The sequence below is a fragment of the Polynucleobacter sp. MWH-Braz-FAM2G genome, from assembly GCF_018687635.1.
GTDB lineage: Bacteria > Pseudomonadota > Gammaproteobacteria > Burkholderiales > Burkholderiaceae > Polynucleobacter.
In genome coordinates, this window is the sequence record NZ_CP061300.1 from 1,661,729 (window position 1) to 1,686,915 (window position 25,187).

A 25,187-nucleotide genomic window follows, 5' to 3' on the forward strand; every position below is an offset into this window, starting at 1 on the left:
GCTTAAGCGTTACCAGCCGTATTGTCGTCAGTCGAGTCGATTGCTGGATCTGCAGATACATCACCTTCATCTGCATCATCAACATCACCCTCCTCATCAGAATCACTCTCAGCAATACGCTGCAAGCCTGATAAGCGGGTTCCCTCATCCACATTAATCAACGTTACGCCTTGAGTAGCGCGACCCATCTCACGAATTTCTGCAACTCGAGTGCGCACCAAGACGCCACCAGTCGTGATCAACATAATTTGATCTTCAGGAGACACCAAAGCAGCAGCAACTACTTTGCCATTTCGCTCAGTAGTTTGAATCGCAATCATGCCCTTAGTACCACGACCATGACGCGTGTATTCAGCAATCGGAGTGCGTTTACCGTAACCATTTTCTGTCGCGGTTAATACGCTACTTGGAATAGCAATGCCATCCGCGTCTACTACTGCCGATTCAGCACCTTCTGCAGCTTCAGCAGGAGCAACCAACATAGCGATAACTTGATGACCATCGCCTAAATTCATGCCGCGAACTCCGCGTGCAGTACGACCCATAGGACGAACATCATTTTCATCAAAACGCACTGCCTTGCCGGCATCAGAGAACAGCATGACATCGTGCTGACCATCGGTAATCGCAGCGCCAACTAAGAAGTCGTTTTCATTCAAGTCGACAGCAATAATGCCCGCCTTACGAGGATTGGAGAAATCAGACAAGCGAGTCTTTTTGACTGTTCCCAAACTCGTAGCCATAAACACGTACTGATCGTCCTGATAACCCTTAATAGGCAAAATTACTGTGATCTTCTCGCCCTCAACAAGCGGGAACATGTTGACGATTGGTTTACCGCGAGAAGTGCGACTACCTTGCGGAACTTCCCAAACTTTGAGCCAATACATCCGTCCACGATCAGAGAAACAAAGAATCGTGTCATGTGTGTTTGCCACGAATAAGGTGTCAATCCAATCTTCATCTTTAGTGGCTGCCGCCTGCTTGCCACGGCCACCGCGTTTTTGTGCGCGGTATTCGCTCAGTGGTTGGCTCTTCATATAACCAGTATGTGAAAGCGTGACCACCATATCTTGCGGCGTAATCAAATCTTCTGTGAAAAGTTCGGTAGCATTCATTTCAATAAATGAACGACGACCAGAGTCACCACCAGCAATACCAAACTCAGATTGAACTTCTTTTAATTCAGATTCGATGACTTGTGTAACACGCTCAGGCCTAGCTAACAAATCAAGCAAGTCAGATATTTCTGCCATCACCTCTTTGTACTCATTAACAATCTTGTCTTGCTCAAGACCAGTCAAGCGTTGCAAACGCATTTGAAGAATTTCTTGCGCTTGACCATCAGAGAGACGATACAAGCCAGTCGTTTGCATGCCGTACTCAGGCAACAAGCCTTCTGGGCGATAAGCGTTACGACCGCCTGGCGTATCAGTCTCCGCACGCGCCAACATCTCACGCACCATCGATGAATCCCAAGCTTTACCCATCAACTCTTGCTTCGCAATCACAGGGTTTGCAGCAGCTTTAATAATGGCAATGAACTCATCAATATTTGCCAATGCGACTGCCAAGCCTTCTAAGACGTGACCACGATCGCGCGCTTTACGTAATTCAAAAATCGTACGACGAGTAACTACCTCGCGACGATGTTGCAAGAAATACTCGAGCATTTGCTTCAAGTTCAACAAGCGTGGCTGGTTATCTACCAATGCCACCATGTTCATGCCAAAGTTGTCTTGTAACTGAGTGCTCTTATACAAATTATTGAGAACCACTTCCGGCACTTCACCGCGCTTCAATTCAATGACAACACGCATGCCAGATTTATCTGATTCGTCACGCAAATCAGAAATACCCTCAATTTTTTTCTCATTTACCAACTCAGCAATACGCTCGAGCAGGTTCTTTTTATTTACCTGGTACGGCAATTCGTCAACGATGATGGCCTGACGAGCACCCTTATCTAGGTCTTCAAAGTGAGTCTTTGCTCGCATAACCACACGACCACGCCCACTACGGTAGCCCTCACGAACCCCTTGAACCCCATAAATGATGCCGGCCGTAGGGAAATCAGGAGCTGGAATGATCTCAATGAGCTCATCAATCGTGCATTCTGGGTTGTGGAGTACGTGTAGACAGGCTGCAACCACCTCATCAAGGTTGTGAGGGGGGATATTGGTAGCCATGCCTACAGCAATGCCAGAACTGCCATTAATGAGCAGATTAGGCACCTTGGCAGGAAGAATCAGCGGCTCTTTCTCGCTACCGTCGTAGTTTGGCCCAAAATCGACCGTTTCCTTGTCCAAATCAGCCAAAAGCTCATGGGCAATCTTACGAAGGCGAATCTCGGTATACCGCATTGCAGCAGCGTTATCACCGTCTACAGAGCCAAAATTGCCCTGTCCGTCAACTAGCATATAGCGCAGAGAGAAATCCTGAGCCATGCGAACGATCGTGTCATACACCGCAGAATCGCCATGTGGGTGGTATTTACCGATTACATCGCCAACTATACGGGCAGATTTTTTGTAAGCTCGGTTCCAATCGTTGTTTAATTCATACATCGCAAATAAGACTCGGCGATGAACAGGTTTGAGGCCATCACGCACGTCTGGCAGGGCTCTGCCGACGATGACGCTCATTGCGTAGTCCAAATAGGACCGCCGCATTTCGTCTTCGAGGGATATTGGTAGTGTTTCTTTAGCGGCTTGTTCCATCTAGAAATAATATCATTTTGATGACAGGTGAGCCCTATGCTAAGATTCTGTCAGTTTGTACGAAATTGAGATGTGTCGCTTTGCAGTTTTTGCATCAAGGTAGGGCGAATTACATTTAAGTTTGACTTTAATTAAAAAAGAGATTTTTGAGGACTAAAAATGAACAAAACCCTAAGAGTGTTGCTCGCTTCTGTTATTACCGTTTCTGCTTCTGCAGCAATGGCTTCCGATAACTGGCAAAACGGCGATGGCGCCTTAAACTGGAAAAACGGCGATGGCACATTGTGCTGGCGTGATAACAACTGGACACCTGCAACAGCTGCTAAAGGTTGTGACGGTGCATTGGCTCCTGCAGCTGCTGCTCCTGCTGGCGTTAGCCAAAGCAAGATCACTTTGCAAGCTGACACACTCTATGACTTCGATAAAGCTACATTGAAGCCAGAAGGTAAAGCTACATTGGACAAGATCGCTGCTGATTTGAGCAAGATCAAGTTAGAAGTAATTATCGCTGTTGGTAACACTGACAGCATCGGTACAGATGCATACAACATGGCTCTCGGTCAGCGTCGTGCGCAATCTGTTAAAGCATACTTGGTAAGCAAGGGTGTTGACGGTAGCCGTATCTACACAGAATCTAAAGGCAAGAGCAATCCAGTTGCATCAAACGCAACTGCTGAAGGCCGCGCTAAGAACCGCCGTACTGACATTGAAGTTGTTGGTACTGCTGCTAAGTAATTCACTTTACTTGTAAAAAAGCCCGCTTCAAGCGGGCTTTTTTATTTCCGCTATATTCATAAATCTCATCTAACCAATAGCAGCACCGCTGCCAATTCTTATGAACGTCGACCAGTCAGAAATCGCCAAATTTAGCGCCCTAGCTCATCGCTGGTGGGATCCTAATAGCGAATTTAAGCCCTTACATGCCATCAATCCTCTGCGGCTAAATTGGATTAAATCGTTTGTCAATTTAGAAGGCAAAAAAGTAGTTGATATTGGTTGCGGAGGCGGCATCCTTGCTGAATCTATATCTCAATCTGGGGCCGATACCACCGGCATTGATCTGTCCGAAAAAGCACTCAAAGTAGCTGAATTACACGCACTAGAGGTTGGCGCAAACCTCACCTACCGCTCAATCTCAGCTGAAGCCCTTGCTGACGAACAACCAGAACAATTCGATGTAGTTACTTGCATGGAAATGCTAGAGCACGTACCCGACCCCGCATCAGTTGTACGCGCCTGCGCCAAACTATGCAAGCCTGGAGGCACTCTATTTTTTAGCACCTTAAATCGCAGTCCTAAGTCCTACTTGTTTGCCATTATCGGCGCCGAATACATCCTAAAACTACTCCCTAAGGGAACTCACGAATACGCTAAATTTATCAAGCCATCTGAGCTCGTTGCATATACAAGACATGCTGGCATGGAGATGCTGGGCATGAAAGGTTTGACTTACAACCCACTCACTCAGATATATAGCCTTAGCGATGATGTGGATGTGAATTACATGATTGCATGTAAGAAAGCATCCTAAAGGTGAGCAATCTCTCCAGCCCTTATGCCGGTGTCTTTTTTGATTTAGATGGCACCTTAGCTGATACTGCGCCAGATTTGGTAGCCGCCACTAATAAGCTACTAGAAGCACGCAATCTCGCACCCAAGCCATATGAATTTCTACGTCCTTATGCCTCTGCTGGCGCGCGCGGATTACTAGAAGGCGCTTTCGGCATTAGTCCCGAGCATCCCGACTTCATCCCTTTGCGCGATGAATTTTTCAGTAACTATGAAAAAGCATTACTAGTAGAAAGTAAATTGTTTGATGACATGAATCACTTGCTCGATGCCATGGATCAAGCCAAGCTACGCTGGGGCATTGTGACCAACAAAAGTCAGCGCTTTACCAATCCTTTGGTTAAGTTGATGGGCCTTAGCGGTAGATCTGCTTCAACCGTTTCAGGTGATACAACTCCCTACTCAAAACCACATCCAGAGCCCATCTTGCATGCCGCTAGATTAGCGAATATTGATCCAACCAAATCACTTTATGTAGGTGATGACATTCGAGATGTCATTGCAGGCAAAGCAGCAGGAATGAAAACCGTAGCAGCTGCTTATGGCTACTGTGGCTGTAAAGAGCCTCCAGAGGTCTGGGGAGCTGATTATGTAATCAACAACCCACTCGACTTACTAAAAATCATCTTTCCCAACAGGGAATAACTCAAAGATATCAAGCAATTTAAAGTCAGCGGCTTTAAAATAGATACTCTTATGCATGAACTCTGGGGTCGACATGGTTTCGACGTGGATTACAAAGCATCAAGGGCATACCGAGGACCCGTTATCTCGTAAATCAATGGGAATGCAATAACTGCTAACGACGAACGTTACGCACTAGCCGCTTAAATGCGGTTGCCCCTGAACTGATTCTCTCTTGGGTCAGGTAGCGCAAGCTACATCAGGGTCATATACAAGAGATAAGACTATTTTGCGTCACGAAGAATAGTACGAAAACCTAGTGAATCGTCAGAGAAGAACGTGTCAATCCGTGCTTAACTGATTAAATCAAATGATATGACTAAGTATGTAGAACTTGTTGTAGAGGATTTGCGGACGCGGGTTCGATTCCCGCCGACTCCACCATTACCATTCATTGGACCGCCCAATGTTTCTAATAAGTCCTGAGTTAAGATCGATTAATCGTTGGAAATAGATCCTAATTCAAGACTTTGATGAAATTTACCCGCTACCCCATTCTGTTGCTTCCCATCCTCCTTTTGGGTTGCGTTCATGCCAACTCAAATTGGAGTTATTGGCACGGCTATTCTGGCGAAACATTCGCCGACAGTTTTGCCACAAAGGTGGTATTTCAAAACGAAGTGATTTCTCCAGAGAATCAAATCGTTAGTTTTACGCTGACGGATTCGTCCAAAGTAATTGGAAATAATGCTGAATTGGCCCAACGAGGATATGACCGTTATAAGTTTGAGTCCATCATTAACGAGGTGTTAGCGGAGAAGCATTTGATTAGCCCAAGCGCGGGCACTGGTCTAAACATGGATGTCACGGTGGTAAATATTAGATTCCCAAATAAAGCGGAAGCAAAACTCATGACCTCCTCCGAGCTTGGAGATTCTCAAGTAATCATGCAGGCCATCGTCAAAGACAAGAACGGGAATGCGGTTGCAGAATACAAATACGAAGCTATCAACAATTGCCGAGTTTGCAGCTACGAACAAAATGCTACGGTCCTGTTTAGAACTGCGGCCTCAATGACGGCCCATGCGATAGCAACAAAAAAGAATTGATCTTCAGGTCATTAATTAACGACTCATTTAAATTCGATTGCAAGCGTTTTATTGTTTTAATTGCACCGTAATCATTAAATTGGCGCAGATTTAACCGGCAAGGATAAATATCTCTATTTTAGAAGCTTTCTCCATCTACGCTATGAATCAACCTATAATGACATCAAATGCTCTCGAATATTTCCCAAAGAGGCATTCAATTTGCAAGGCGCAAAAATATGGCTTCAAAAATATTATTATTTTTTAGGAATTTAATTCATCAAGAAGATGGCATCACTGCCATTGAGTACGCTCTAATAGCGGGCGCAATTCTAGTGGCTATTTATCTTATTGTTGGTAAAGTTGGCACCTCTTCCAGTGCAACTTTTAGCGCAATCAACTCAGCAATATAAAAAAATTACCGTAGATTGCTTCGGGCCTTCCCGATTGAATTTGCATAGTCTCTAGCTGTTTTTTCTTGCCCACTTTGGCTTAAGTGGCAGTCATCCTCAACACGTCTATCTTGTCTTTCTAATAAAACGTCAGTATCAGCCCCCAAGAAAATCTGCTTGCTATCAATCAGTGCTTTCTGCCCACGAGCAACTGGATTATTAACGTGCCATGTAGGGTCAGAGCCACATTTAGTCGAGATGGAAATAAATATTTTTGCATTCGCGATGCTACTCCCAAGAGAATCAACAAGGGAATGAAATGAACGGAAATACTCATCTGCTGAAGTGCCAAGAAGAAAATCAGCCTCTCCTTGGTGCCAAATAATATCTGTAACTCTATAAGAAGCTTCCGGCCCTTTTAAAGAATCAAGCAAGATATTATTCAAGTCTCCTCCTGATTTCCAGCGGGATATAGGAGTTCCACCTATGCCCGCCGATATGATGATTACATTTTCATAGATGCCATCTTTGATCAATTTATCAGCAAGCGGCGTGATAAATTCCCCATAAATCCCAGAGGCTCCTAACAATGGTGAAGATGCCACATAACATCTTCCATCGAAGTAATTAAAAACCTTATCTGGAAACTCAGTTGCATATATCTTTTCAGCATAATTTGCTGAATTTGACTGGCCTATAACAAGCAATACACCGGTTTCTTTCTTCTGTGTCGGACATTCGACTTTGGTCTTACCAGGAAAACTTACCAATCTTTCGTATTTATCTATGCGAATGAAATCTTTCCTATAAAAACCAAAATAAATCAGCACAAGATAAAGAATAAAAATCACAATTTTTATTGCATATGAATTTTTCTTTTTCATATTGCTCAGCATCTCACGCCCTTTAGTTAACATCTGCTGATTGCTGAGATATATTCTAATTTATACCAGCTCAGTATTAATGTAAAAATAAATGTCAAGCATGCACCCGTAATACTGACAATTAAACTTTAGCCTCAAATTTTGAGTATGCGGCAATTTTATTAACCAAACATCAAAGTAAAGCAACTTCTTTAGATCAAGGGATTTGCTAATAAAGATGTTCTGGATTTAAGTTTGCTTGATAACGATCGTACATTTTTTGATATAAATCTTCCAAGTCTCTTGTATACGTTTGAGTATCAAACAAAGACTTAGTGTTGAGATGATTTAGCAGTTTGTTTTTAATCGCTTGAAATTTATCATGACTATTGGCAAGCTCAACTGCAAGATTCTCATATTCCTGCATTGAATTAGTAATTAATTCAGGCATTTCTAATGCACTAAGCAAACTAGTGGCCACTCTTCCGGGGAATGTATTCCCTAGGCAAGTCAACACTGGTAATCCGGTCCACAAAGCATCACTAGCGGTAGTGTGCGCATTATATGGAAGGGTGTCCAAGAAAAGATCAGCATTGCTATGACGCGCCAAATGATCCGGAAGCGATAAGCGAGTAGCAAAAATAATCCGGTCTGGTGATACCCCTCTATTTTTTGCCTCAATCCTTAAATTGTTGGCCGCAAAAACATTATCTTCAATTAACCAGAGCACACTTCCATCGACAGCCTTCAAAATCCTCATCCAACAATCAAAAGTTTGAGGAGTAATCTTATAGTTATTATTGAAACAACAATAAACAAATCCATTTTCAGGCAAACCCAATTCTGACCTTGAAAAAATTCGGTCAGAAATGATACGTTTTGAATCATTTGCTTGGTAGCTATTGGGCATATAAGCAATTTTTTCTACGTAATACTCCTGACTTGTAGGAGGAATAATAATAGGATCTGCAATTAAGTAATCCATATAAGATGCACCTAAGGTTCCAGGAAACCCAAGAAAATTTACCTGTATTGGCGCTGGATGCCGAGCAAATACATTTGGACGAGCCTCCCCAAAATAACCATTTAAATTCACTAATATATCTATATCAAGATTTTTTATTAACTCCGCAACAGCTTCGTCCGATAGAGAGCTGATATCAATCATTTCTTGAAAAGCCTGTTCCATCCTATTGCGCAATACACTCCCATCATTCCATCCGTTATCTAAAGCAAAAATTTCGAATTTTTCTTTGTCGTGAGATTCATAAACACCAGTCATAAGCACAGAAGTGGCTTGGTCTCTAAACTCCCCGCACAAATAAGCCGCTCTTATTTTTTTTCTGATTGGTTTAGCTAAAATTGGACCAGCTTGGCGCAAAGGATAGCGTTCATTAGCAAAAATTTTTGCTGCTAATAAAAGATCGCTTTCCGAATGTGATATTCCCTGAAAGCCAAAAGGCTCAACAATTTTTAGGCCGTTTCTCAAATTTTGTTGTATGTGTTCATATAGGCCATCCAAATCAGCCCAATCACATATCAACATCTTGTAATGCAAGATAATTCCGAGCAAGAAGGGTTCTGTGGGTCGGAGTTGATATGCCCTCATATAAGAATTTAATGCCTCGTCGTAGCATTTCAATTCCCCAAGAATCTTGCCCTTATTAAACCAACCCTCCATCAGATCTGGCTTGAGCGATACAGCTTTCTCATAACAAGCCAAAGCTTCTTTGCGCTTTCTCAGATTATCCAAGCTTCTGCCGTAATTAAGCCAAATATCCTGGTTAGATGGATCCAATTTTGCTGCTTGCTGATGATGTTCAAGAGCATCACCATCTCTTTGCAATGAAGAAAGTGCTTTTGCCAAATTAAAACGCAACATCGCATCTTGTGGATTTATCTGCAAACACTGCTCGAAAAACGGCAAGGCTTCATTTGGTCTTCCCATCATCCCACAAACTATCCCCATCAAATGCATAGCATCTAGATTATTTGGAGAGGAAGCAAGGATTTCTTTCAGTAAGAACTGAGCCCTCAAAAGATCCTGATTTTGTAAAGCCGTCAAAACTTGTGTGAGCATGCGAGACTTTAAAAGTTCAAAGACATAATTCTAGGATATTTGAGGACGCAATCGCCATAATGATGTGATCTCCTTAGATCGCGCTTCGTACAATGCATCTGTCTTATCAAATGCTTTCTGGTGTGTTGGCTTAGTATCCAAACGTGAGTTGACTTTTAAGCCAGCTTGCTCAATCCAACTCAGAAGCTCTTCTCTCGTTCTTAAACCCATGTGTTCGGCCAAATCCGAAAGAATTAACCAACCCTCACCATCAGGCAGTAGATGTTCTTTTAATCCACCCAAAAATCCTTTGAGCATCTGACTATCAGGGTCATACACCGCGTGCTCTAGAGAAGAGCTCGGCCTAGCAGGCAACCAAGGGGGGTTGCAAATTACCAGCGTAGCCTTACCTTCTGGAAACAAATCAATCTTTGTCACTTTCACATGAGAATTTAGCTGGAGACGGTTAACATTCTCTAGCGCACAAGCTATTGCACGCTCATTTAAATCAGTGGCGATAATTTCTTGGATACCACGCATAGCTAGTACCACTGCTAGCACCCCAGTTCCTGTGCCAATATCAAACGCAATTGAATTTTGCTTTATTAAAGCTGGGAGCGGAGCTTTAAGAACAAGCTCTATATACTCCCCGCGAATCGGTGAAAACACTCCATAGTGAGGATGAATACGAATCTCTTCCTCATCTCTCGCCAAAATTGGCACACCCTTCTTACGCCACTCATGCGCACTAATCACACCGAGCAATTCACGTAAGGAGATAACATATGGCGAGGACTGCTCACCATAAGCCTCTGCACAAGCTTGGGCTACATCAGGTGCACGCCTCAAAGAAATGCTGTGATCAGCGTTTATAAGAATTAATACCATCCCCAAGATGCGTGCACGTTGTGATTGAGCAAGGCGATGTAGGTTGAACCTATCTAATGGACTCTTCGATTTTTCTTTTGCAACTTTATTTACCCTAGTGGATTTTTTAGAAGGCCTATCTACTCTGCGAACCAATGCTTGCAAGAGTTGTCGAGCATTCTGAAAGTCGCCCTTATAAAGCATCGCTGTGCCTTCACAGGCAAGGCGATATGCAAGATCGGCGGTCAGAGTATCGTCAACAATCTGAATCCTCTTATGTGGTGCGATACCATTTTCAGAATGCCATTTAGCACTATGAGTTTGACCACCATCTTCCCATTGAAGGTTTGTTGACTGAGTCACCTAGGAAACCACAAAGCGATTATTTTGATAATCATCAATTGCTTGCTCAATCTCAGCACGCGTATTCATAACGAAGGGACCATATTGAACAATTGGCTCATGCAGAGGTAAAGCCGCCAAAACAATAAATTGAGCACCAACAGACCCTGCTTTCGCTTTAAAGCGATCGCCATCACCAAGAACAATGGCAGCCTGCTTTGGAACTGACCTCGAGGGTGCACCAATCTCTAACTCACCCTCGTATACATAGACAAACGCATTGAGCTCTTTTGGAATGCGGTGTTCAAATTCAGCGCCAGAAGGTAAGTGCACATCCAAAAATAATGGCGATGTAGTAATACCCTGAATGGGGCCTTGAACATCTTTACCGTTTTGAATGAATGCGCCCGCGATCACCTTTACTGCACCGCCGTTTTCTAGAGCAAGCTTGGGAATCTCGTCTACTTGAATATCTTTGTACCCTGCCGCTTTCATCTTTTCCTTGGCCGGCAGGTTAATCCACAATTGAAAGCCGCGCATAGCACCGCTAACCTGCTGTGGCATCTCAGAGTGAATAATGCCGCGCCCTGCCGTCATCCATTGAACGCCACCAGTCTTTAAGTGCCCTTGATTGCCTAAATGATCTTCATGCAACATATGCCCTTCCAACATATAGGTCACCGTCTCAAAACCCCGATGTGGATGTGCTGGAAAGCCAGCTACATAGTCATTCGGATCATTGGAGGAAAACTCATCTAGCATCAAGAAAGGATCTAGCCTGACTTGATTCTGCCCACCAAGACTGCGTCGCAACTTCACACCTGCGCCATCAGATGTAGCGATTCCAGGAATAATCGTTTGGATGTTGCGGATCATATTGATATAAATCTTTCCTTTTTAGACTGGTGGATGTTCTTCAGGATGAACATCTAATGCAATCAAAAAGCGAGATACCATGTTGTAAGCGGCAATCACCGTCACCAGTTCTACCGTATCAGTACTTCCCAAGGATTTTTGCAAACGCTTCATTAGCTCAGGATCCACTTTGATGTTGCGAGTCATCTGAAAGGTTAACTCAGCAGCGTCGTTTTCTACAGGGGAATACAACTCTTTTGGAAAATTCGGCTGCCCAATAAGACGTATACCTTGAACTTGCTCTTCTGTACCGCCCGCTTTCTTAAAAGGAGGTGCATGGTGAAAAAATTCATACTCAGCGCCATTTAATACTGCTACCCCGCACATGGCTAACTCACGTAGCTTAGGATCTAAAGAAAGGTTATTACGAATCTCACCAATGAAATGATTCCAACCCTCCGCAATAGGAACGCTATGCAAAAGCATACGATCCAAATTAATAAACTGACCGCCGCGTCGTTTGCGAATAGCGGCCACCAACTCAGCTGGCTCAGCCAAATCCATTGGCTGGTATGGTATTAAACGTTCTGACATAGATACCTTTTATAAATACTTCTTACTGAGCAGTTTCTTTAATATTGTTTTCAATGACGAACTTGCCCCAGATGCCAATTTGCTTGCCAATAAATTCGCGAGCCGCATCAGGCGTACCGCCCACAATCTCAATACCTTGAGCCTTGAACTTTTCGGCAACAGCGGGAGTCTTCAATGCTTTATTCAAAGCTTTGTTCATTGAGTCAACGATCGCTGGAGGTGTTTTACCTGGCGCCACTACTGCCCACCAAGCTGGCGCACTAAACCCAGGAAAACCACTCTCTGAAATAGTCGGCACCTTAGGCAATGAAGGTGATCTCTTGGCTGTAGTAATCACCAATGGAATTACGCCCCCACTATCAATATGCGGCTTTACTAAAAACTCTGAGCCAACTGCTAATTCAACTTGACCGCCTAATGCATCTTGCATCAAAGGACCGCCGCCACGATAAGGAATATGGTTCCAATCAAAGCCTGCTTGTTTTGCAAGACGAGCCATTGCCAAATGCCCCAAACTACCAATACCGATTGAGCCGTAGCTAAACTGTTTACCAGTCTTTGAGAGATCAACTAGTTGCTTAAAACTAGTAATGCCAGACTTCTTGCTGGCAACTAAAACCATTGGTGATGTGCCCACCAAAATCACAGGCGCAATATCTTTGATGGAGTCATAGGGAAGCTTGTCTTTCAGACTCGGATTAACGCCATGGGTGTCAAATACCACCGCAAAGGTATAACCATCAGGATCAGATCGAGTCATAGCCGAAGTGCCAATAACGCCTGATGCACCCCCAATATTTTCAACAATCACGTTTTGCTTTAACTCAGCCTGTAAAGCGGGAGCCAAAACCCGTGCTACCTGATCAACTGAGCCACCTGGCGGGAATACAGCAATCAAACGGATTGGTTTTTGGGTGGGCCAGGTGCCCACTCCTGCAGTTTGAGCTAGTACAAATCCACTCAGGCCAAAGACTATAAGTGAACCTAATATGATGTTTTTAAAGGCTCTTTTGGCCGATTTTATTAAATCCAGCATGGGTTTGTCTCCTATAAATAAGACCTTAAGGTTAACACCCCTGTAGCCTATTTGCTCGATAATGCAAAGGTAGCCAAGCGAGAGAAAAATGAAGTCAATCCTGAATATTGCCGCCTATTTATTTGTTAGCCTAGATGGCTTGCCAGAACTGCGCGCCAAGATACTAGATGAATGCAATGCTCGCCACTTGAAGGGCACAATCTTATTAACTGCCGAGGGCATCAACATGTTCCTTGCAGGCAGAGCGGATGAACTACGTGGTTTTTTAAATTGGTTACGCACCGATCCTCGGTTTGCACCACTAACAGCCAAGGAAAGCTGGTCAGAAGATCAGCCTTTCAAAAAGATGTTGGTCAAACTGAAAAATGAAATCATCCGCATGAATCATCCGACCATTCAACCAGAGAAGGGTCGAGCAAATTTCATTAGCCCCAAGAAATTACAAGAATGGCTAGATCGCGGAACCGACGATCTTGGACGTCCAGTCGTTATGGTAGACACACGAAATGCTTTTGAGGTTGACTACGGAACCTTTGAGAATGCTTTGCATTTCAATATTGAAAAGTTCACCGAGTTTCCTGCAGCGATTTCAGCACACAAAGACGAATTAGCAGATAAAACACTCGTTAGCTTCTGCACTGGCGGCATTCGCTGCGAAAAATCCGGCCTTTATATGCGAGAAATAGGCATGGAACACAGCTACCAGCTTGAGGGCGGGATTCTGAAGTATTTCGAAGAGGTTGGCTCTGCCCACTACCAAGGTAGTTGCTTTGTCTTTGATGAGCGCGAGGCGCTCGAGCCCAATCTCGACTCGATCCCAGTAGAGCGCTCTATCCGTAAAAAACTTAAAGCGAGCACATCCTGATATGGGTTGAGCACATAAATAGTAAAATTACCAAGCTGTATCAAACTAATAAATAACAATAATTCGGACTCGAGACATGTCTACATCGATTAATCGGCAAAAGCCGATTTTTTTGTCATTCTTTCTATTTGCATTTCTGGGAATGGCAATCCAGCTCAATGCTCAGGCACAAAGTGCCGGACCAGCATATCCTGTTAAACCTATCAAACTTATTGCACCTGTCGCCGCTGGAGGTGGCTTAGATAATATTGCGCGTGCAGTAGCAGAAAAACTTTCTCGCTCCATCGGCCAAACGGTCGTTGTAGAAAATATGGGCGGTGGTGGTGGATCTATAGCCTCACAAGCAACCGCTAAAGCACCAGCAGATGGCTACACCCTGATGATTGCCTATGTAGGTACACATGGAACCAATCCTGCGGTACGCAAATTGCCCTATGACGCGATCAAGGATTTCACACCAATCGGTATGATAGGCGCCACGCCGAATGTCCTAATCATTAATCCCGAATTACCCATCAAGAACTTTAAAGAGTTTGTGGATTATGCAAAAAAGAACCCGGCTAAATTAAGCTATGGTTCCGCAGGGCCAGGGACTCTTACCCACCTAGGTATGGAGCAACTCAAATTAGCCGCCGGAATCTTTATGGTGCACGTACCTTACCGAGGTGTTGGTCCTGCATATACTGATCTCTTAGCGGGTCAAACTCAAGCTATGTTCCCCACCTTGTTTGCCGCGCTCCCTTACATCTCCACCAATCGGGTTCGTGGACTTGCCGTTACCGGATCTAAGCGTAGTTCAGCTGCGCCCAATATTCCAACCTTTAAGGAGTTGGGTTACAACGGTTTTGATGGTCAACAATGGTACGGCTTAGTAGGCCCCGCTAATCTACCGCCTGCGATTGTCACAAAACTCAATGCAGAATTAAATAAGGTGCTCGCTTTGCCAGACTTCTCGGAAAAAATGACAAGCGAGGCTATGACATTAATGCCCATGACGCCTGCGCAATTTACCAATTACATCAAAGAAGATATTGCACGCTGGGCAAAAGTAGCCAAAGACCGCAATATCGAAATTGAATAACTTCTCATTCACTTATCTATCCAAAAATTATCTAAATCAATTTATAGGAACTCAAATATGTCCCACGCTATCGCCGCAGCAGCTGATCTAAATGCTCCGCCAGTTACTAAAATTTTGGCTGAGTTCGTAAATGCACACCCAAGCCAGGGTTGGACTCCAGAAGTTGAGCATGAAGCTCATCGTACATTTTTAAATTGGCTTGGTTGCGCTATCGGCGCCGCCAATCATGAAAGTGTTGAATCTTCATTGGCCGCCATTCGTGAATTTCAACCAGCTCCACAAGCTAGTATTTTAGGGCGCAAAGATAAAGTGGACATGGGTGGCGCGGCATTGATTAACGGCATTAGCTCCCACACTTTCGACTTTGATGACACTCATCTCAAAACAGTGATCCACCCAGCAGGTCCTGTTGCTTCAGCCATCTTGGCTCTTGGCGAACATATCAACGCGAATGGACGTCAAATGATTGACTCTTTAATTCTTGGAATTGATGTAGCTTGCCGAGTTGGTAATGCAATGTACCCAGATCATTACCATCGTGGCTGGCATATTACTGGCTCCACAGGTATGCTTGGCTCTGCCGCTGCATGCTCTCGCTTAATGGGTCTAGACCTTCAGAAAACTACTATGGCTCTTGGTATTGCAGCATCGCAACCAGTTGGTATGCGTGAGCAATTCGGCACCATGACAAAACCATTTCATCCGGGTGGTGCTGCACGAGCAGGACAACTTTCTGCTTTGCTCGCAAAGCATGGATTTACTGCTAGCCCTAAAGCGCTTGAAGCTGGTCGCGGATATATGCAAACCGTATCTACTAAGTGTGATTGGACTGAGATTGATCGTGCCCTAGGAAAGTCTTTTGAGATTTCCTTAAATACATATAAGCCTTTTGCTTGTGGCATTGTGATTCATCCAGCCATTGATGCTTGTGCGCAATTACGCGCCCAAGGCGTTAAAGCAGAAGATGTTGAGCGTATTGAATTGCGCGTACACCCATTGGTCTTGGAATTAACTGGCAAAAAAACGCCTAAAGATGGGCTAGAAGGTAAGTTCAGCGTTTATCACGGCTGTGCCGTAGGTTTAATTTTTGGCCAAGCAGGCGAAGGGGAATATGCGGATGACATCGTCAACCGTCCTGACGTTGTCGCTCTGCGCGCTAAAGTGAATGCCACCACTGATACCTCCATTAGTGAAGCTTCTGTTGACGTCAAAGCATTCTTGAAAGACGGCAAAGAAGTGCACATTTTTGTGAAGAATGCGATTGGCTCTGTAGAAAACCCAATGAGTGACGCCAACTTAGAGCAAAAGTTCACTAGTTTGGCTGAACCAATTATTGGCAAAGAAAAAACTCGTCAACTAATTTCTGCTTTGTGGAAATTAGGCCAAGCGCAAGACCTCAAACAAATTCTGAGCCTTTGCACTCCAGACTAATCTCAACCGAAAGCTTTTTTATGGCCTCATTACCAAACATCGTTGTACTCGGAGACTACGAGCGCGCTCTACGTCGCTTTTCTAATTGGGACAAGTTAGACCAGCAAGCGAATCTTACGTTTCATCATGAGCCCCTGCGAGATGAAGCTTTATTTGAGGCTGTAAAAGATGCCGATGCTATTGCCATTGTTAGAGATCGCTCCCCATTCAATGAAGCGATGATCGCTCGCTTACCAAAGCTAAAGTTCTTGATGTTTACTGGTGAACGTAACGTCACCTTGGAGGCAGCTGCTTTAGTTTCCAGAAATATTCCAATGGCATGCACACCCGGCGGTCCATCCAAAGAAACCACCGCAGAATTAACCTGGGCTTTGATTCTGGGTGCCTCCAAGCGACTCGTAGAAGAAAACAAATTGATTGCCTCTGGTGGTTGGCGTGATGCAATGTCTCTGCTACCAATGCTTTCGGGTGAACGCTTGGGCATTATGGGTCTTGGCGCAATTGGTAGTCGCGTAGCGCGCGTTGGCGCAGCATTTGGCATGGAAGTAGTAGCTTGGAGTCCACGCATGACACCAGAGCGAGCTGCCGCAGAAAATGCTAAAGCAGTAAGCTTAGATGAGCTTCTGAAAACCTCCAAAGTTGTATCCATGCACTTAGTGGCTGGCCCTGGAACAAAAGGTTTAATTAGCGCAGATCAATTGGCCCTTATGCGCCCTGACTCGATCCTTGTGAACACCTCCCGCGCAGCCCTTATTAATATGCCCGATCTTCAGAAAGCATTAGCTGCAGGTAGGCCTGGGCAAGCTGCAGTAGATGTCTTTGATATTGAACCGCTCCCTGAAAATGACGCACTCCGCAATACTCCCAACCTATTAGTCACACCCCATCTCGGATTTATTGCTGAACCTATTTTTGAAGCTTTCTCAAAAGGAATTACTGAGACATTAGAAGCATGGCTTGAAAATAAACCTCTGCCACATCCCTTTAAGCCTCAATAAACTTCAGCCAAAAGCTCTATTCGTGAATAGTCTGACACCTACACAACTCTTTATTAGCTTTAGCAAGATTGGGATGTCCGGTTTTGGCGGAGTTCTTCCTTGGGCTAGAAGAACTCTAGTAGAGCGAGACAAAATTCTCACTTCTGAGGAATTTAGTTCCATCCTAGGAATTTGCCAAATCGTTCCAGGCCCCAATATTGTGAACCTAGCCGTTTGCGTTGGCTCACGATTTGCAGGAGCAAGGGGAGCACTTGCGGCGGTACTTGGTTTGACTATCGGGCCGATTGCGGTTGTGTTGATACTGGCTATGCTCTATCAGCACTTTAGTTACCTAGACACAGTAAAAGGGCTACTACGAGGCATCTCTGCAGTAGGTGTCGGTCTCATCGCCTCCACCGGTTTCAAGATGCTGCGCGATGAGTTCCGCTTTCCGCTAATGCTCCTTGTGGTTGTTATTACTTTTTGCGCTGTAACGTACTTTCATCTTGGATTAGGTTGGGTGGTACTTGCAGTTTTACCCTTGGCACTTTTCTTGGCCCGTAAGAAAGCACTTCGTTAATGGCTATGCTTTTAAGTGTCTTCCTAAAACTATCAGCCTTTTCGCTGGTCGCTTTTGGTGGTGTAAACGCTTTACTACCTGAATTATTGAACCTAGCGGTTTATCAAGAACACTGGATTGATCTGCAAACTTTTTCAGATTACTTTGCAATCGCTCAAGCAGCGCCAGGCCCTAACTTTATGACGGTCACCTTATTAGGTTGGCATATTTTTGGCATACCAGGAGCTTTTCTGGCTACGCTAGCCATAGCATGGCCCTCCTCTATCCTGATTTATTTTTTACAAAAACTGATCTTGGGCATCAAAGATCCCATCACCAAAAAATCTATTCAATATGCTGCGGCTGCCTTAGCAATAGGTCTCGTACTTGCTTCTGCATGGCAAATTGCCATCCAAATTAATCACAGCATAGCCGCCTATGTCTTGACCATAGCAACCATTGGATTTACATTGTTTACACGTTGGCACCCACTCTATCTCATTGCCATTGGCGGTTTATTGGGCGGCCTTGGATTGATCTAATCGCTTCACGAAATACCACGGACTCTATATGCGTATTCTTCAAAACTTCTCCATCTGCGTAATTGGCCTGCTATCCATTTTTAGTGGTGCGTCATTTGCACAAAGCAATTACCCAAATAAACCCATTAATTTCATCGTGCCATACGGCGCTGGAGGTGGTTCAGATTCTCGTAGTCGTCAGATTGCCCAAAAGATGAGTGTCATTCTCAAGCAACCTATCATTGTCGACAATAAGCCAGGGGCTGGCGGCAATATAGGTACTGAATTTATTGCTAGAGCCGCTCCAGATGGATACACCATCGGAATGGGTAACTTCGCACCCATGGCCGTTAATAAAACATTATTCGGAAATTTGCGTTACGACCCTGAGACTGATTTAACCCCCATCATATTGATAGAAAAGGGTCCTTTAGTTTTAGTAGTTAACCCAAACTCACCATATAAAACGGTCCAAGATATCGTTGCTGCAGCTAAAGCGAAGCCTGGTGTACTTACCTTCTCTTCAGGCGGCATAGGTGGTAGCCATCAATTATCAGCAGAATTATTCAAACAAAATGCTGGCATCGATATGATTCACGTGCCCTATAAGAGTGGGTCAGCTGGATTAACTGATCTCATGGCAGGCAATGTCACCATGATGTTCGATCAAATGTATTCAGCAATGCCCAGCATTAAAGCTGATAAGTTGCGCCCCATTGCCATAACCAGCAAGAAGCGCTCTCCTTTATTACCCAATGTACCCACATTCGCTGAAGCAGGCTATCCAAAAGTCGAAGTATTAAATTGGCAAGGGTTGATTGCCCCCAAAGGAACACCAAAACCAATTATTGATAAATTAAATGCCGCAGCCAATGAAGCCCTCAAAGATCCTCAGTTAAGAGAGTTGATGCTCTCGCAAGGTAATGAGATAGGCGGAGGGAGTCCTGCCGAGTTTGCCGCCCTCATTAAAGCCGAGGCCGCCAAGTGGAGTGCGGTTGTAAAAACCGCGAATATCAAACCAGAGTAAAGATGTAAATCGACAAGAACATTAGGGGCTCTAAGCCCCTAATTTTATTTGAGCGCTTGATAAGTCAAAATACCCAGGAAAGTAAGTACAAGTGAGCCAATCAGGTGCAACAAAGCAGTACCCAACGCCCAAGTAAACTCTCCACGCTGAATAAAACCAACCACCTCAGCAGAAAAACTAGAGAAAGTGGTAAGACCCCCTAAGAAGCCAGTCACTACCAACAAGCGCCATTCTGGTGACAGCTGCGGATTATTTCCAAAAAACGCAACAGCAAGTCCTACTAGGTAGCCGCCCACCAAATTTGAAATCAGAGTTCCCATAGGAATAACTGAAGCAAAACCCACAGTTAAGAAATTAAATCCCGCTCTTAGCAAAGCCCCTAGACCTGCGCCAAAGAAGATTGCAAGGATAGATACCCACATAGTCCGCTCTTTATTGAATGGAAAAACCCAGCATGCTGATTGAACTCATTTCAATTCCATCAATAAATACTTTGGCGCGCTCATCTTCTTGCTGTAAAGCCAAAGTGTATAAAGCGGGCCAATAGTGCTCTGCAGTTGGAATTGATAAATGAGCTGCTTCACCATAGCGCCCCCAATCAATCAGCTGATCATGATGATTTGCATGAATTTCAGAGGCAAAAAATTCATTGAAGTCTTTTGCCCAAGGATACGGCTCTGCCCCATCTTGCCAATGAATAGTGCGCAAGTTATGAACGATATTACCGCTAGACAAAATCAATATATTTTCATCTCGTAAAGGGCGAAGTTGTTTGGCTAACTCGTAATGCTCCCTTGCAGACATTGAGCCATCCAGACTTAACTGCACTACTGGTACATCAGCATTGGGGTAGATATATTTCAGAATCGACCAAGCCCCATGATCGATGCCCCACTCATTTTCTTCGAGCACTACGGGGACGCTCAATAACTCTTGAACGCGATCAGCTAAAGCAGGGCTTCCTGGCGCTGGATATTGAATATCAAATAGCGCCTGAGGAAAGCCGCCAAAATCGTGAATAGTTTTTGGATTTTTCATTGCAGTAACCCAAGTTCCTCGAGTTACCCAATGCGCAGAAATTACTAGGACAGCGTCAGGACGCTTTAATGACTTTCCAAGAGCCGTCCATGCCGCGGTATAGCGATTAGGCTCTATGGCATACATCGGACTGCCATGGCCAGCAAATACTGCAGGTTGGCGATGGCTAGTCATTGATACTGATTAACCGAATACGTAACCTGTATGAGCCGCAACCAATGCGAACAAAATAGCCAAGCTGGTGGCAGCTGCCAACATGATGATCAGAGTGATGATCTTTTTATTAACTTCTTCTTTAGATTCGTTATGCCATTCGTTCATGCTAAATCCTCTGTAAACACATTAATGAATAGTGTAATTATCCACTATCGACCGCGACCAGCCTTACGCATCATACCTTTTCCCCCGCCAAAGCCTGCCTGAGGCCTTCCTGCTGGGCCAGGAGGTCCTTTTGGAGCAGGTGGACGGGCTGGAGGCTTAGCAATTGCGGCTTTAATCGGGTTTTTTGATTCAGGTTTCTTTTCGTCTGTCACTTTGAGCTCCTATGGATATCATATTGCCATGATTACCGACTATTCTATCCAAGCCGTCGCCATTAATGCGATTCCCTTGATTTTTGCCATCACCATCCATGAGGCAGCCCATGGTTATGCTGCCCGTAAATTTGGGGATAACACTGCCTACATGCTGGGGCGGGTAAGCCTAAACCCAGCGAAACACATAGATCCTGTGGGCACCATTCTGATTCCCCTAGTACTCTTACTGACTGGATCACCCTTTTTAGTGGGGTACGCCAAACCAGTACCGGTTAATTTTGGACGCCTCAGAAATCCGAGGATCGACTCCATTTGGGTGGCCTTAGCAGGCCCTGGTTCTAATTTCATACAAGCGCTTATTTGGGCGATATTCTTGATAACGCTCTTGGGCTTTGGCATCAATGAGAAGTTTTTCACCTCCATGGCTCAAGCCGGTATCCTTTGGAATCTGGGCTTGTTAGTGTTTAACCTGTTCCCACTACCTCCACTAGATGGAGGCCGCATTCTCTCCAGCTTATTACCCCCACGCCAATCCATTGCCTTCGGAAAAATTGAGCCATGGGGATTTTTTATCGTCCTTGGCTTGGTATTTACAGGTGTCATTGGCAATCTTTGGATGGAGCCCTTAATGGCTTTTTTTAAAGGGGTCATCTACCTGATCACCTACCCACTGCAAATGCTTTTTTAAACTAGTTGTGCATTCTCATTCCTTCTGGAGTATGCTGACCAAACGCTATGTGACTTCCATCAACCAATTGATCTCAAGGGGATTTCCATGAAACTGCAGAAAATTTTATCTATCAGTACGGCCAGTGTTTTAACGATTAGCGCAGGAGTAGCATTGGCGCAATTTCAAAAACCAGAAGATGCCATTAAATACCGTCAGAGCGCATTTACGGTAATGGCCAATTCTTTTGGAAAAATTGGTGCTGTTGTTAAGGGCGAAGCCCCTTACAACAAAGATGAAGTCGCCAAGAATGCCGCAATTGTTGCAATGATGTCCACACTCCCATGGCAGGCTTTTGGTCCGGGCACTGAAGGTGGAAAAGCGCAATCAGATGTTTGGTCCGACAACGCTAAATTTAAAGCCGCTTCAGAAAAAATGCAGTTAGCCGTTGCAGATCTCAATAAAGCCGCTCAGTCCGGCGATCTAGAAAGTATCAAGAAGTCATTTGGTGCGGCAGGTGCAACTTGCAAAGGTTGTCATGATGATTTCAAGAAAAAATAATTACTTGCTAATCAAATAACCTACCGCTACTGCAATTAAACTCAATAGCAAAAGCGCAAGACCCCGTTGTAACACTCCATCCTTGGAGGCTTGACCCAAGTCATTAGGCAAATAATTTGCCTCCTCACTTGGGTCAATTTCTTTATCGCCACTGATCATGGGCTTGATTAAGTTTTCACCCTTAAATTTTTTGTAATACCAAATCGCCGCGATATGAATCGTAATAAGGGTCAGAATCACTACCTGGTTACCCTCATGAATTTCAGATAAAAACGAGCCAACTGAATCAGACACATATTTCGCTAAAGGCCCCTGGAATGACACCTCATCATCCACAAATAAGCCAGTAATCACTTGGACACATAAGACAAAAAGTAAAGCAAAAACAGATAGTGCTCCCAAGGGGTTATGCCCAAGAACACGGGGGGAGGTTCCATTCAAGTAATTGAGAATCGCTTCTTTGTTGGGGAAAAATGAAGCAAAACGCGCATGCCTAGAGCCAATAAAGCCCCAGACAATTCTGAAAATCAGCAAGACCAAAATACTGTAGCCACAGTAGGCGTGCCATTGAACAAATTCATCACCCATATTGATGGTGATGAAACTTCCAGCTATACAAAAGACTAGTAGCCAATGAAAGAGACGGATCGGCAAATCCCAAACACGGATAATTTTTTTCATACCTCAAGGATAAAGCAGCTTCTCCCTTACACTAAAAGAAATTCATGAATCCTGGCAAATCTTTTAGAACTCTACTGATCTATCGCATTGGCGCAACGCTGAGCTATCAAATTACGATGGTTGCGGTAGGTTGGCATCTTTACGAGATCACCAATAGCGTTGTTTCTCTAGGCTTAATTGGTCTTGCAGAGCTAGTTCCCTACTTTGTATTAGCCCTATATGCTGGTCATGCAGTTGATCATTACTCTCGAAAATGGATAGCTGCAATTGCCTGTCTCATACATATTGCAGTAGGCTTGTTTTTAACAGTTATCGCACTAGACTGGATTTCCCCTCCAGTGCCACTGATCTACACTGCGGTAGCTTTTATTGGCGTCGGTCGTGCTTTACTAAGACCATCCTATCAAGCGCTTTTTGGGCAAATCATCCCAAGAGATCAACTTCCACGCTACACAGCATATGCAACTTCTGCTTTTCAAATTTGCGTCGTGGCAGGGCCTGGATTGGGTGGACTCATGATCGGCTTTGCGGGATTGGAGTGGACTTACTTGCTTGCCGCTTTATGTGGGGCGATTGGCTTATATGGGATTACCTTTATTACTGCCGCACAAGAAAAAAATAGTGGCTTACCTCACCAATTCTTGAAAAGCTTTTTAGAAGGCTTTCATTACGTCAGAAAACATGAATTGATCTTAGGGATCATGGCACTTGATATGTTTGCCGTTCTCTTTGGTGGTGCAGTTTCTATTCTTCCAGCATTTGTTAAAGAGGTGCTCGATGCGGGACCAGAAACTTTAGGAATATTGCGCGCTGCACCCGCGGCAGGAGCGGTGATAACAGGAATGTACCTAGCTCGCCATCCCATCCTAACCAATTCGGGAAGACATCTTCTCCTTTCCGTTGCAGGATTTGGGGCAGCTATTATCGCCTTCGGAATTTCTAGCAATTTGTGGCTATGTGCCTTCTTCCTGTTTGCATCTGGATTTTTTGATACTGTATCTGTCGTGATTCGAGGAAGCATCATGCAACTGACGACCCCAGATCATATGCGCGGCAGAATTAGCGCCATCAATGGAATCTTTATCGGCTCATCGAATGAGTTGGGCGCTCTCGAATCTGGTATTGCGGCTAGCTTAATGGGTTTGGTGCCATCAATTGTCTTTGGTGGAGTAGCAACGATTGTCGTCGTATTAATAACGCATCGCCTTGCTCCACACCTTAGCAAGCTTCATCTAAAAGATATTTCTTAAGCCCCCTAGATATACCAACTTAAAACTTAACTGTTCACTTGCTATTTAATTTTTGGTAAATCTTTCTGGATAATTTTTAATCCAGCACGCAATGCTTCTTGGTAGCGCTCTCGTTCTGCTTTTATTGACTCAGCAGTCCAAGTAAAAAATCCCTCGCCAGTCTTCATACCAAACTTACCACTTGCAATGCGATCACTTAGGCATTTCGCTATTGTCGGAGAATTATTTAATGTGGGATAAATAGTTGCCCCACCAGCGCCGTGCACTTCTAGACCAGCATGATCTCTTTGCATCGCTGGCCCTGCCGCTATATAACGAAAGCCAAATCCAAACCGCACTGCCTTATCAATATCTTCAGGAGTGCATATACCCGCATCAACCATAGCAAAGGCCTCACGCGAAAGCGCATGCTGCAATCGATTCGCCAAGAATCCAGGAAGATCTTTTTTGACGGTGACTGGCACCATGCCACACGCTGTCATCAAACGTGAAAGACTTTCACCAACCATTGGTGAAGTCTTTTCACCATAAACAACTTCCACACAAGGCACTAAATGGGCAGGCATAAAGAAATGCAAACCAATCATTCTGGCTGCTGTCTTTAATCCGCTTGCAATCTCACTGATAGGAAAACTTGTACTATTGCTCGCCAATACCGCTTCCGGCTTTGCATACTTCTCCAGCTTGGCAAATAACTCTCGCTTGATATCCAAGCGCTCTGGGACGCACTCAATTACTAAATCGATATCAGACCAATCTACTTCTTCAAGCGTTCCTGCAACACTAAGAAGATGAACACGGTGCTCATAACCAAGTTCAGCCATCGTATTGGCGAAGTAATCGGGCAATAGCGCACGTCGTTCTGTTGTTGGTTCAACCACTTGTACCGCGCAACCGCCGCGAGCACATACCGCCGCAACATCTGCGCCCATAGTGCCGCCCCCGACAATGACCACCTTCGTTTCGGCTGGGGTAAATAACATG

General features: G+C 44.5%; 28 protein-coding genes and 1 other RNA gene. 16 read left to right on the forward strand and 13 right to left on the reverse strand.

Going from position 1 to position 25,187, the window contains the following annotated elements:
- Positions 1-2: 2 nt before the first annotated feature.
- Positions 3-2,720 carry a DNA gyrase subunit A gene (gyrA, locus tag FD973_RS08420; protein WP_215322898.1) on the reverse strand — a complete coding sequence of 906 codons (2,718 nt, stop codon included), beginning with the start codon at positions 2,718-2,720 and terminating at the stop codon, positions 3-5.
- A 159-nt stretch (positions 2,721-2,879) separates the two neighbouring features.
- On the opposite strand from gyrA, the gene ompA reads away from it, so the two are divergent.
- From ompA to FD973_RS08450, 6 genes are all read left to right on the forward strand, one after another.
- On the forward strand, positions 2,880-3,455 hold the full coding sequence (ompA, locus tag FD973_RS08425; protein WP_215322899.1) for an outer membrane protein OmpA: 576 nt from the start codon (positions 2,880-2,882) through the stop codon (positions 3,453-3,455).
- 100 nt (positions 3,456-3,555) lie between these two features.
- The gene (ubiG, locus tag FD973_RS08430) at positions 3,556-4,251 is read left to right on the forward strand and encodes a bifunctional 2-polyprenyl-6-hydroxyphenol methylase/3-demethylubiquinol 3-O-methyltransferase UbiG (RefSeq protein WP_215322900.1); all 696 of its coding nucleotides are present in this window, start codon (positions 3,556-3,558) and stop codon (positions 4,249-4,251) included.
- Positions 4,252-4,253: 2 nt separating this feature from the next.
- A complete protein-coding gene (locus tag FD973_RS08435) occupies positions 4,254-4,934 on the forward strand; it encodes an HAD family hydrolase (RefSeq protein WP_215322901.1) in 681 nt (226 codons plus the stop codon).
- A 64-nt stretch (positions 4,935-4,998) separates the two neighbouring features.
- Positions 4,999-5,357: a transfer-messenger RNA gene (gene ssrA, locus FD973_RS08440) on the forward strand.
- Between the two features lie 89 nt (positions 5,358-5,446).
- On the forward strand, positions 5,447-6,022 hold the full coding sequence (locus FD973_RS08445) for a hypothetical protein (RefSeq protein WP_215322902.1): 576 nt from the start codon (positions 5,447-5,449) through the stop codon (positions 6,020-6,022).
- Positions 6,023-6,240: 218 nt separating this feature from the next.
- Entirely contained in the window at positions 6,241-6,414 is a 174-nt protein-coding gene (locus tag FD973_RS08450; protein WP_215322903.1) for a Flp family type IVb pilin, read from the forward strand.
- A 5-nt stretch (positions 6,415-6,419) separates the two neighbouring features.
- On the opposite strand, the gene FD973_RS08455 is transcribed toward FD973_RS08450, so the two are convergent.
- From FD973_RS08455 to FD973_RS08480, 6 genes are all read right to left on the reverse strand, one after another.
- Positions 6,420-7,277 (reverse strand): sialate O-acetylesterase, encoded by an 858-nt coding sequence (locus tag FD973_RS08455; protein WP_215322904.1) that lies wholly within the window; start codon positions 7,275-7,277, stop codon positions 6,420-6,422.
- A 208-nt stretch (positions 7,278-7,485) separates the two neighbouring features.
- On the reverse strand, positions 7,486-9,336 hold the full coding sequence (locus FD973_RS08460; protein ID WP_215322905.1) for a tetratricopeptide repeat protein: 1,851 nt from the start codon (positions 9,334-9,336) through the stop codon (positions 7,486-7,488).
- A gap of 30 nt (positions 9,337-9,366) precedes the next feature.
- Positions 9,367-10,545 (reverse strand): class I SAM-dependent methyltransferase, encoded by a 1,179-nt coding sequence (locus tag FD973_RS08465; RefSeq protein WP_215322906.1) that lies wholly within the window; start codon positions 10,543-10,545, stop codon positions 9,367-9,369.
- Complete coding sequence (locus tag FD973_RS08470; protein ID WP_215322907.1) at positions 10,546-11,400, reverse strand: pirin family protein; 855 nt, start codon at positions 11,398-11,400, stop codon at positions 10,546-10,548.
- A gap of 21 nt (positions 11,401-11,421) precedes the next feature.
- Positions 11,422-11,973: a carboxymuconolactone decarboxylase family protein gene (locus FD973_RS08475; RefSeq protein WP_215322908.1), complete on the reverse strand. Its 552-nt coding sequence runs from the start codon at positions 11,971-11,973 to the stop codon at positions 11,422-11,424.
- 22 nt (positions 11,974-11,995) lie between these two features.
- Positions 11,996-13,009, reverse strand: coding sequence for a tripartite tricarboxylate transporter substrate binding protein (locus tag FD973_RS08480; RefSeq protein ID WP_215322909.1), 1,014 nt, complete (start codon positions 13,007-13,009; stop codon positions 11,996-11,998).
- A gap of 88 nt (positions 13,010-13,097) precedes the next feature.
- On the opposite strand from FD973_RS08480, the gene FD973_RS08485 reads away from it, so the two are divergent.
- The 7 genes from FD973_RS08485 to FD973_RS08515 all read left to right on the forward strand — a co-directional run bounded on the left by FD973_RS08485 (position 13,098) and on the right by FD973_RS08515 (position 19,470).
- A complete protein-coding gene (locus FD973_RS08485; RefSeq protein WP_215322910.1) occupies positions 13,098-13,874 on the forward strand; it encodes a sulfurtransferase in 777 nt (258 codons plus the stop codon).
- 76 nt (positions 13,875-13,950) lie between these two features.
- Positions 13,951-14,955 carry a tripartite tricarboxylate transporter substrate binding protein gene (locus tag FD973_RS08490; protein ID WP_251368754.1) on the forward strand — a complete coding sequence of 335 codons (1,005 nt, stop codon included), beginning with the start codon at positions 13,951-13,953 and terminating at the stop codon, positions 14,953-14,955.
- Between the two features lie 57 nt (positions 14,956-15,012).
- On the forward strand, positions 15,013-16,386 hold the full coding sequence (locus tag FD973_RS08495; protein WP_215322911.1) for an MmgE/PrpD family protein: 1,374 nt from the start codon (positions 15,013-15,015) through the stop codon (positions 16,384-16,386).
- Positions 16,387-16,406: 20 nt separating this feature from the next.
- Positions 16,407-17,384 (forward strand): D-2-hydroxyacid dehydrogenase family protein, encoded by a 978-nt coding sequence (locus FD973_RS08500; RefSeq protein ID WP_215322912.1) that lies wholly within the window; start codon positions 16,407-16,409, stop codon positions 17,382-17,384.
- A gap of 22 nt (positions 17,385-17,406) precedes the next feature.
- Positions 17,407-17,943: a chromate transporter gene (locus FD973_RS08505; RefSeq protein ID WP_215322913.1), complete on the forward strand. Its 537-nt coding sequence runs from the start codon at positions 17,407-17,409 to the stop codon at positions 17,941-17,943.
- Positions 17,943-18,464, forward strand: a complete 522-nt coding sequence (locus tag FD973_RS08510) for a chromate transporter (protein WP_215322914.1) — start codon at positions 17,943-17,945, stop codon at positions 18,462-18,464. Before FD973_RS08505 ends, FD973_RS08510 begins: the two co-directional genes overlap by 1 nt.
- Before the next feature lie 28 nt (positions 18,465-18,492).
- Positions 18,493-19,470 carry a tripartite tricarboxylate transporter substrate binding protein gene (locus FD973_RS08515; RefSeq protein WP_215322915.1) on the forward strand — a complete coding sequence of 326 codons (978 nt, stop codon included), beginning with the start codon at positions 18,493-18,495 and terminating at the stop codon, positions 19,468-19,470.
- A gap of 44 nt (positions 19,471-19,514) precedes the next feature.
- Here the strand turns inward: FD973_RS08515 and crcB are convergent, their stop codons facing one another.
- Genes crcB through FD973_RS08535 form a run of 4 tightly spaced genes read right to left on the reverse strand, consistent with a single transcriptional unit; the run spans position 19,515 to position 21,041 of the window.
- On the reverse strand, positions 19,515-19,892 hold the full coding sequence (gene crcB, locus FD973_RS08520) for a fluoride efflux transporter CrcB (protein ID WP_215322916.1): 378 nt from the start codon (positions 19,890-19,892) through the stop codon (positions 19,515-19,517).
- Positions 19,893-19,902: 10 nt separating this feature from the next.
- The gene (gene ygiD, locus FD973_RS08525) at positions 19,903-20,682 is read right to left on the reverse strand and encodes a 4,5-DOPA dioxygenase extradiol (RefSeq protein WP_215322917.1); all 780 of its coding nucleotides are present in this window, start codon (positions 20,680-20,682) and stop codon (positions 19,903-19,905) included.
- Positions 20,683-20,691: 9 nt separating this feature from the next.
- A complete protein-coding gene (locus FD973_RS08530; RefSeq protein WP_215322918.1) occupies positions 20,692-20,829 on the reverse strand; it encodes a hypothetical protein in 138 nt (45 codons plus the stop codon).
- A gap of 44 nt (positions 20,830-20,873) precedes the next feature.
- A complete protein-coding gene (locus FD973_RS08535; protein ID WP_215322919.1) occupies positions 20,874-21,041 on the reverse strand; it encodes a hypothetical protein in 168 nt (55 codons plus the stop codon).
- A gap of 28 nt (positions 21,042-21,069) precedes the next feature.
- Here FD973_RS08535 and FD973_RS08540 point away from each other — a divergent pair, with 28 nt between their 5' ends.
- Both FD973_RS08540 and FD973_RS08545 read left to right on the forward strand, forming a co-directional pair.
- Entirely contained in the window at positions 21,070-21,732 is a 663-nt protein-coding gene (locus tag FD973_RS08540) for a site-2 protease family protein (protein ID WP_215322920.1), read from the forward strand.
- Positions 21,733-21,819: 87 nt separating this feature from the next.
- Positions 21,820-22,272, forward strand: coding sequence for a cytochrome c (locus tag FD973_RS08545; protein WP_215322921.1), 453 nt, complete (start codon positions 21,820-21,822; stop codon positions 22,270-22,272).
- Here FD973_RS08545 and FD973_RS08550 read toward each other — a convergent pair whose 3' ends face one another.
- Positions 22,273-22,953, reverse strand: coding sequence for a cytochrome b/b6 domain-containing protein (locus FD973_RS08550; protein ID WP_215322922.1), 681 nt, complete (start codon positions 22,951-22,953; stop codon positions 22,273-22,275).
- Positions 22,954-22,997: 44 nt separating this feature from the next.
- Between FD973_RS08550 and FD973_RS08555 the strand changes: the two genes are divergently transcribed.
- On the forward strand, positions 22,998-24,203 hold the full coding sequence (locus FD973_RS08555) for an MFS transporter (protein ID WP_215322923.1): 1,206 nt from the start codon (positions 22,998-23,000) through the stop codon (positions 24,201-24,203).
- Between the two features lie 41 nt (positions 24,204-24,244).
- Here FD973_RS08555 and FD973_RS08560 read toward each other — a convergent pair whose 3' ends face one another.
- Positions 24,245-25,186 carry a 3-hydroxyacyl-CoA dehydrogenase family protein gene (locus tag FD973_RS08560; RefSeq protein ID WP_215322924.1) on the reverse strand — a complete coding sequence of 314 codons (942 nt, stop codon included), beginning with the start codon at positions 25,184-25,186 and terminating at the stop codon, positions 24,245-24,247.
- Between the last annotated feature and the right edge of the window lies 1 nt (position 25,187).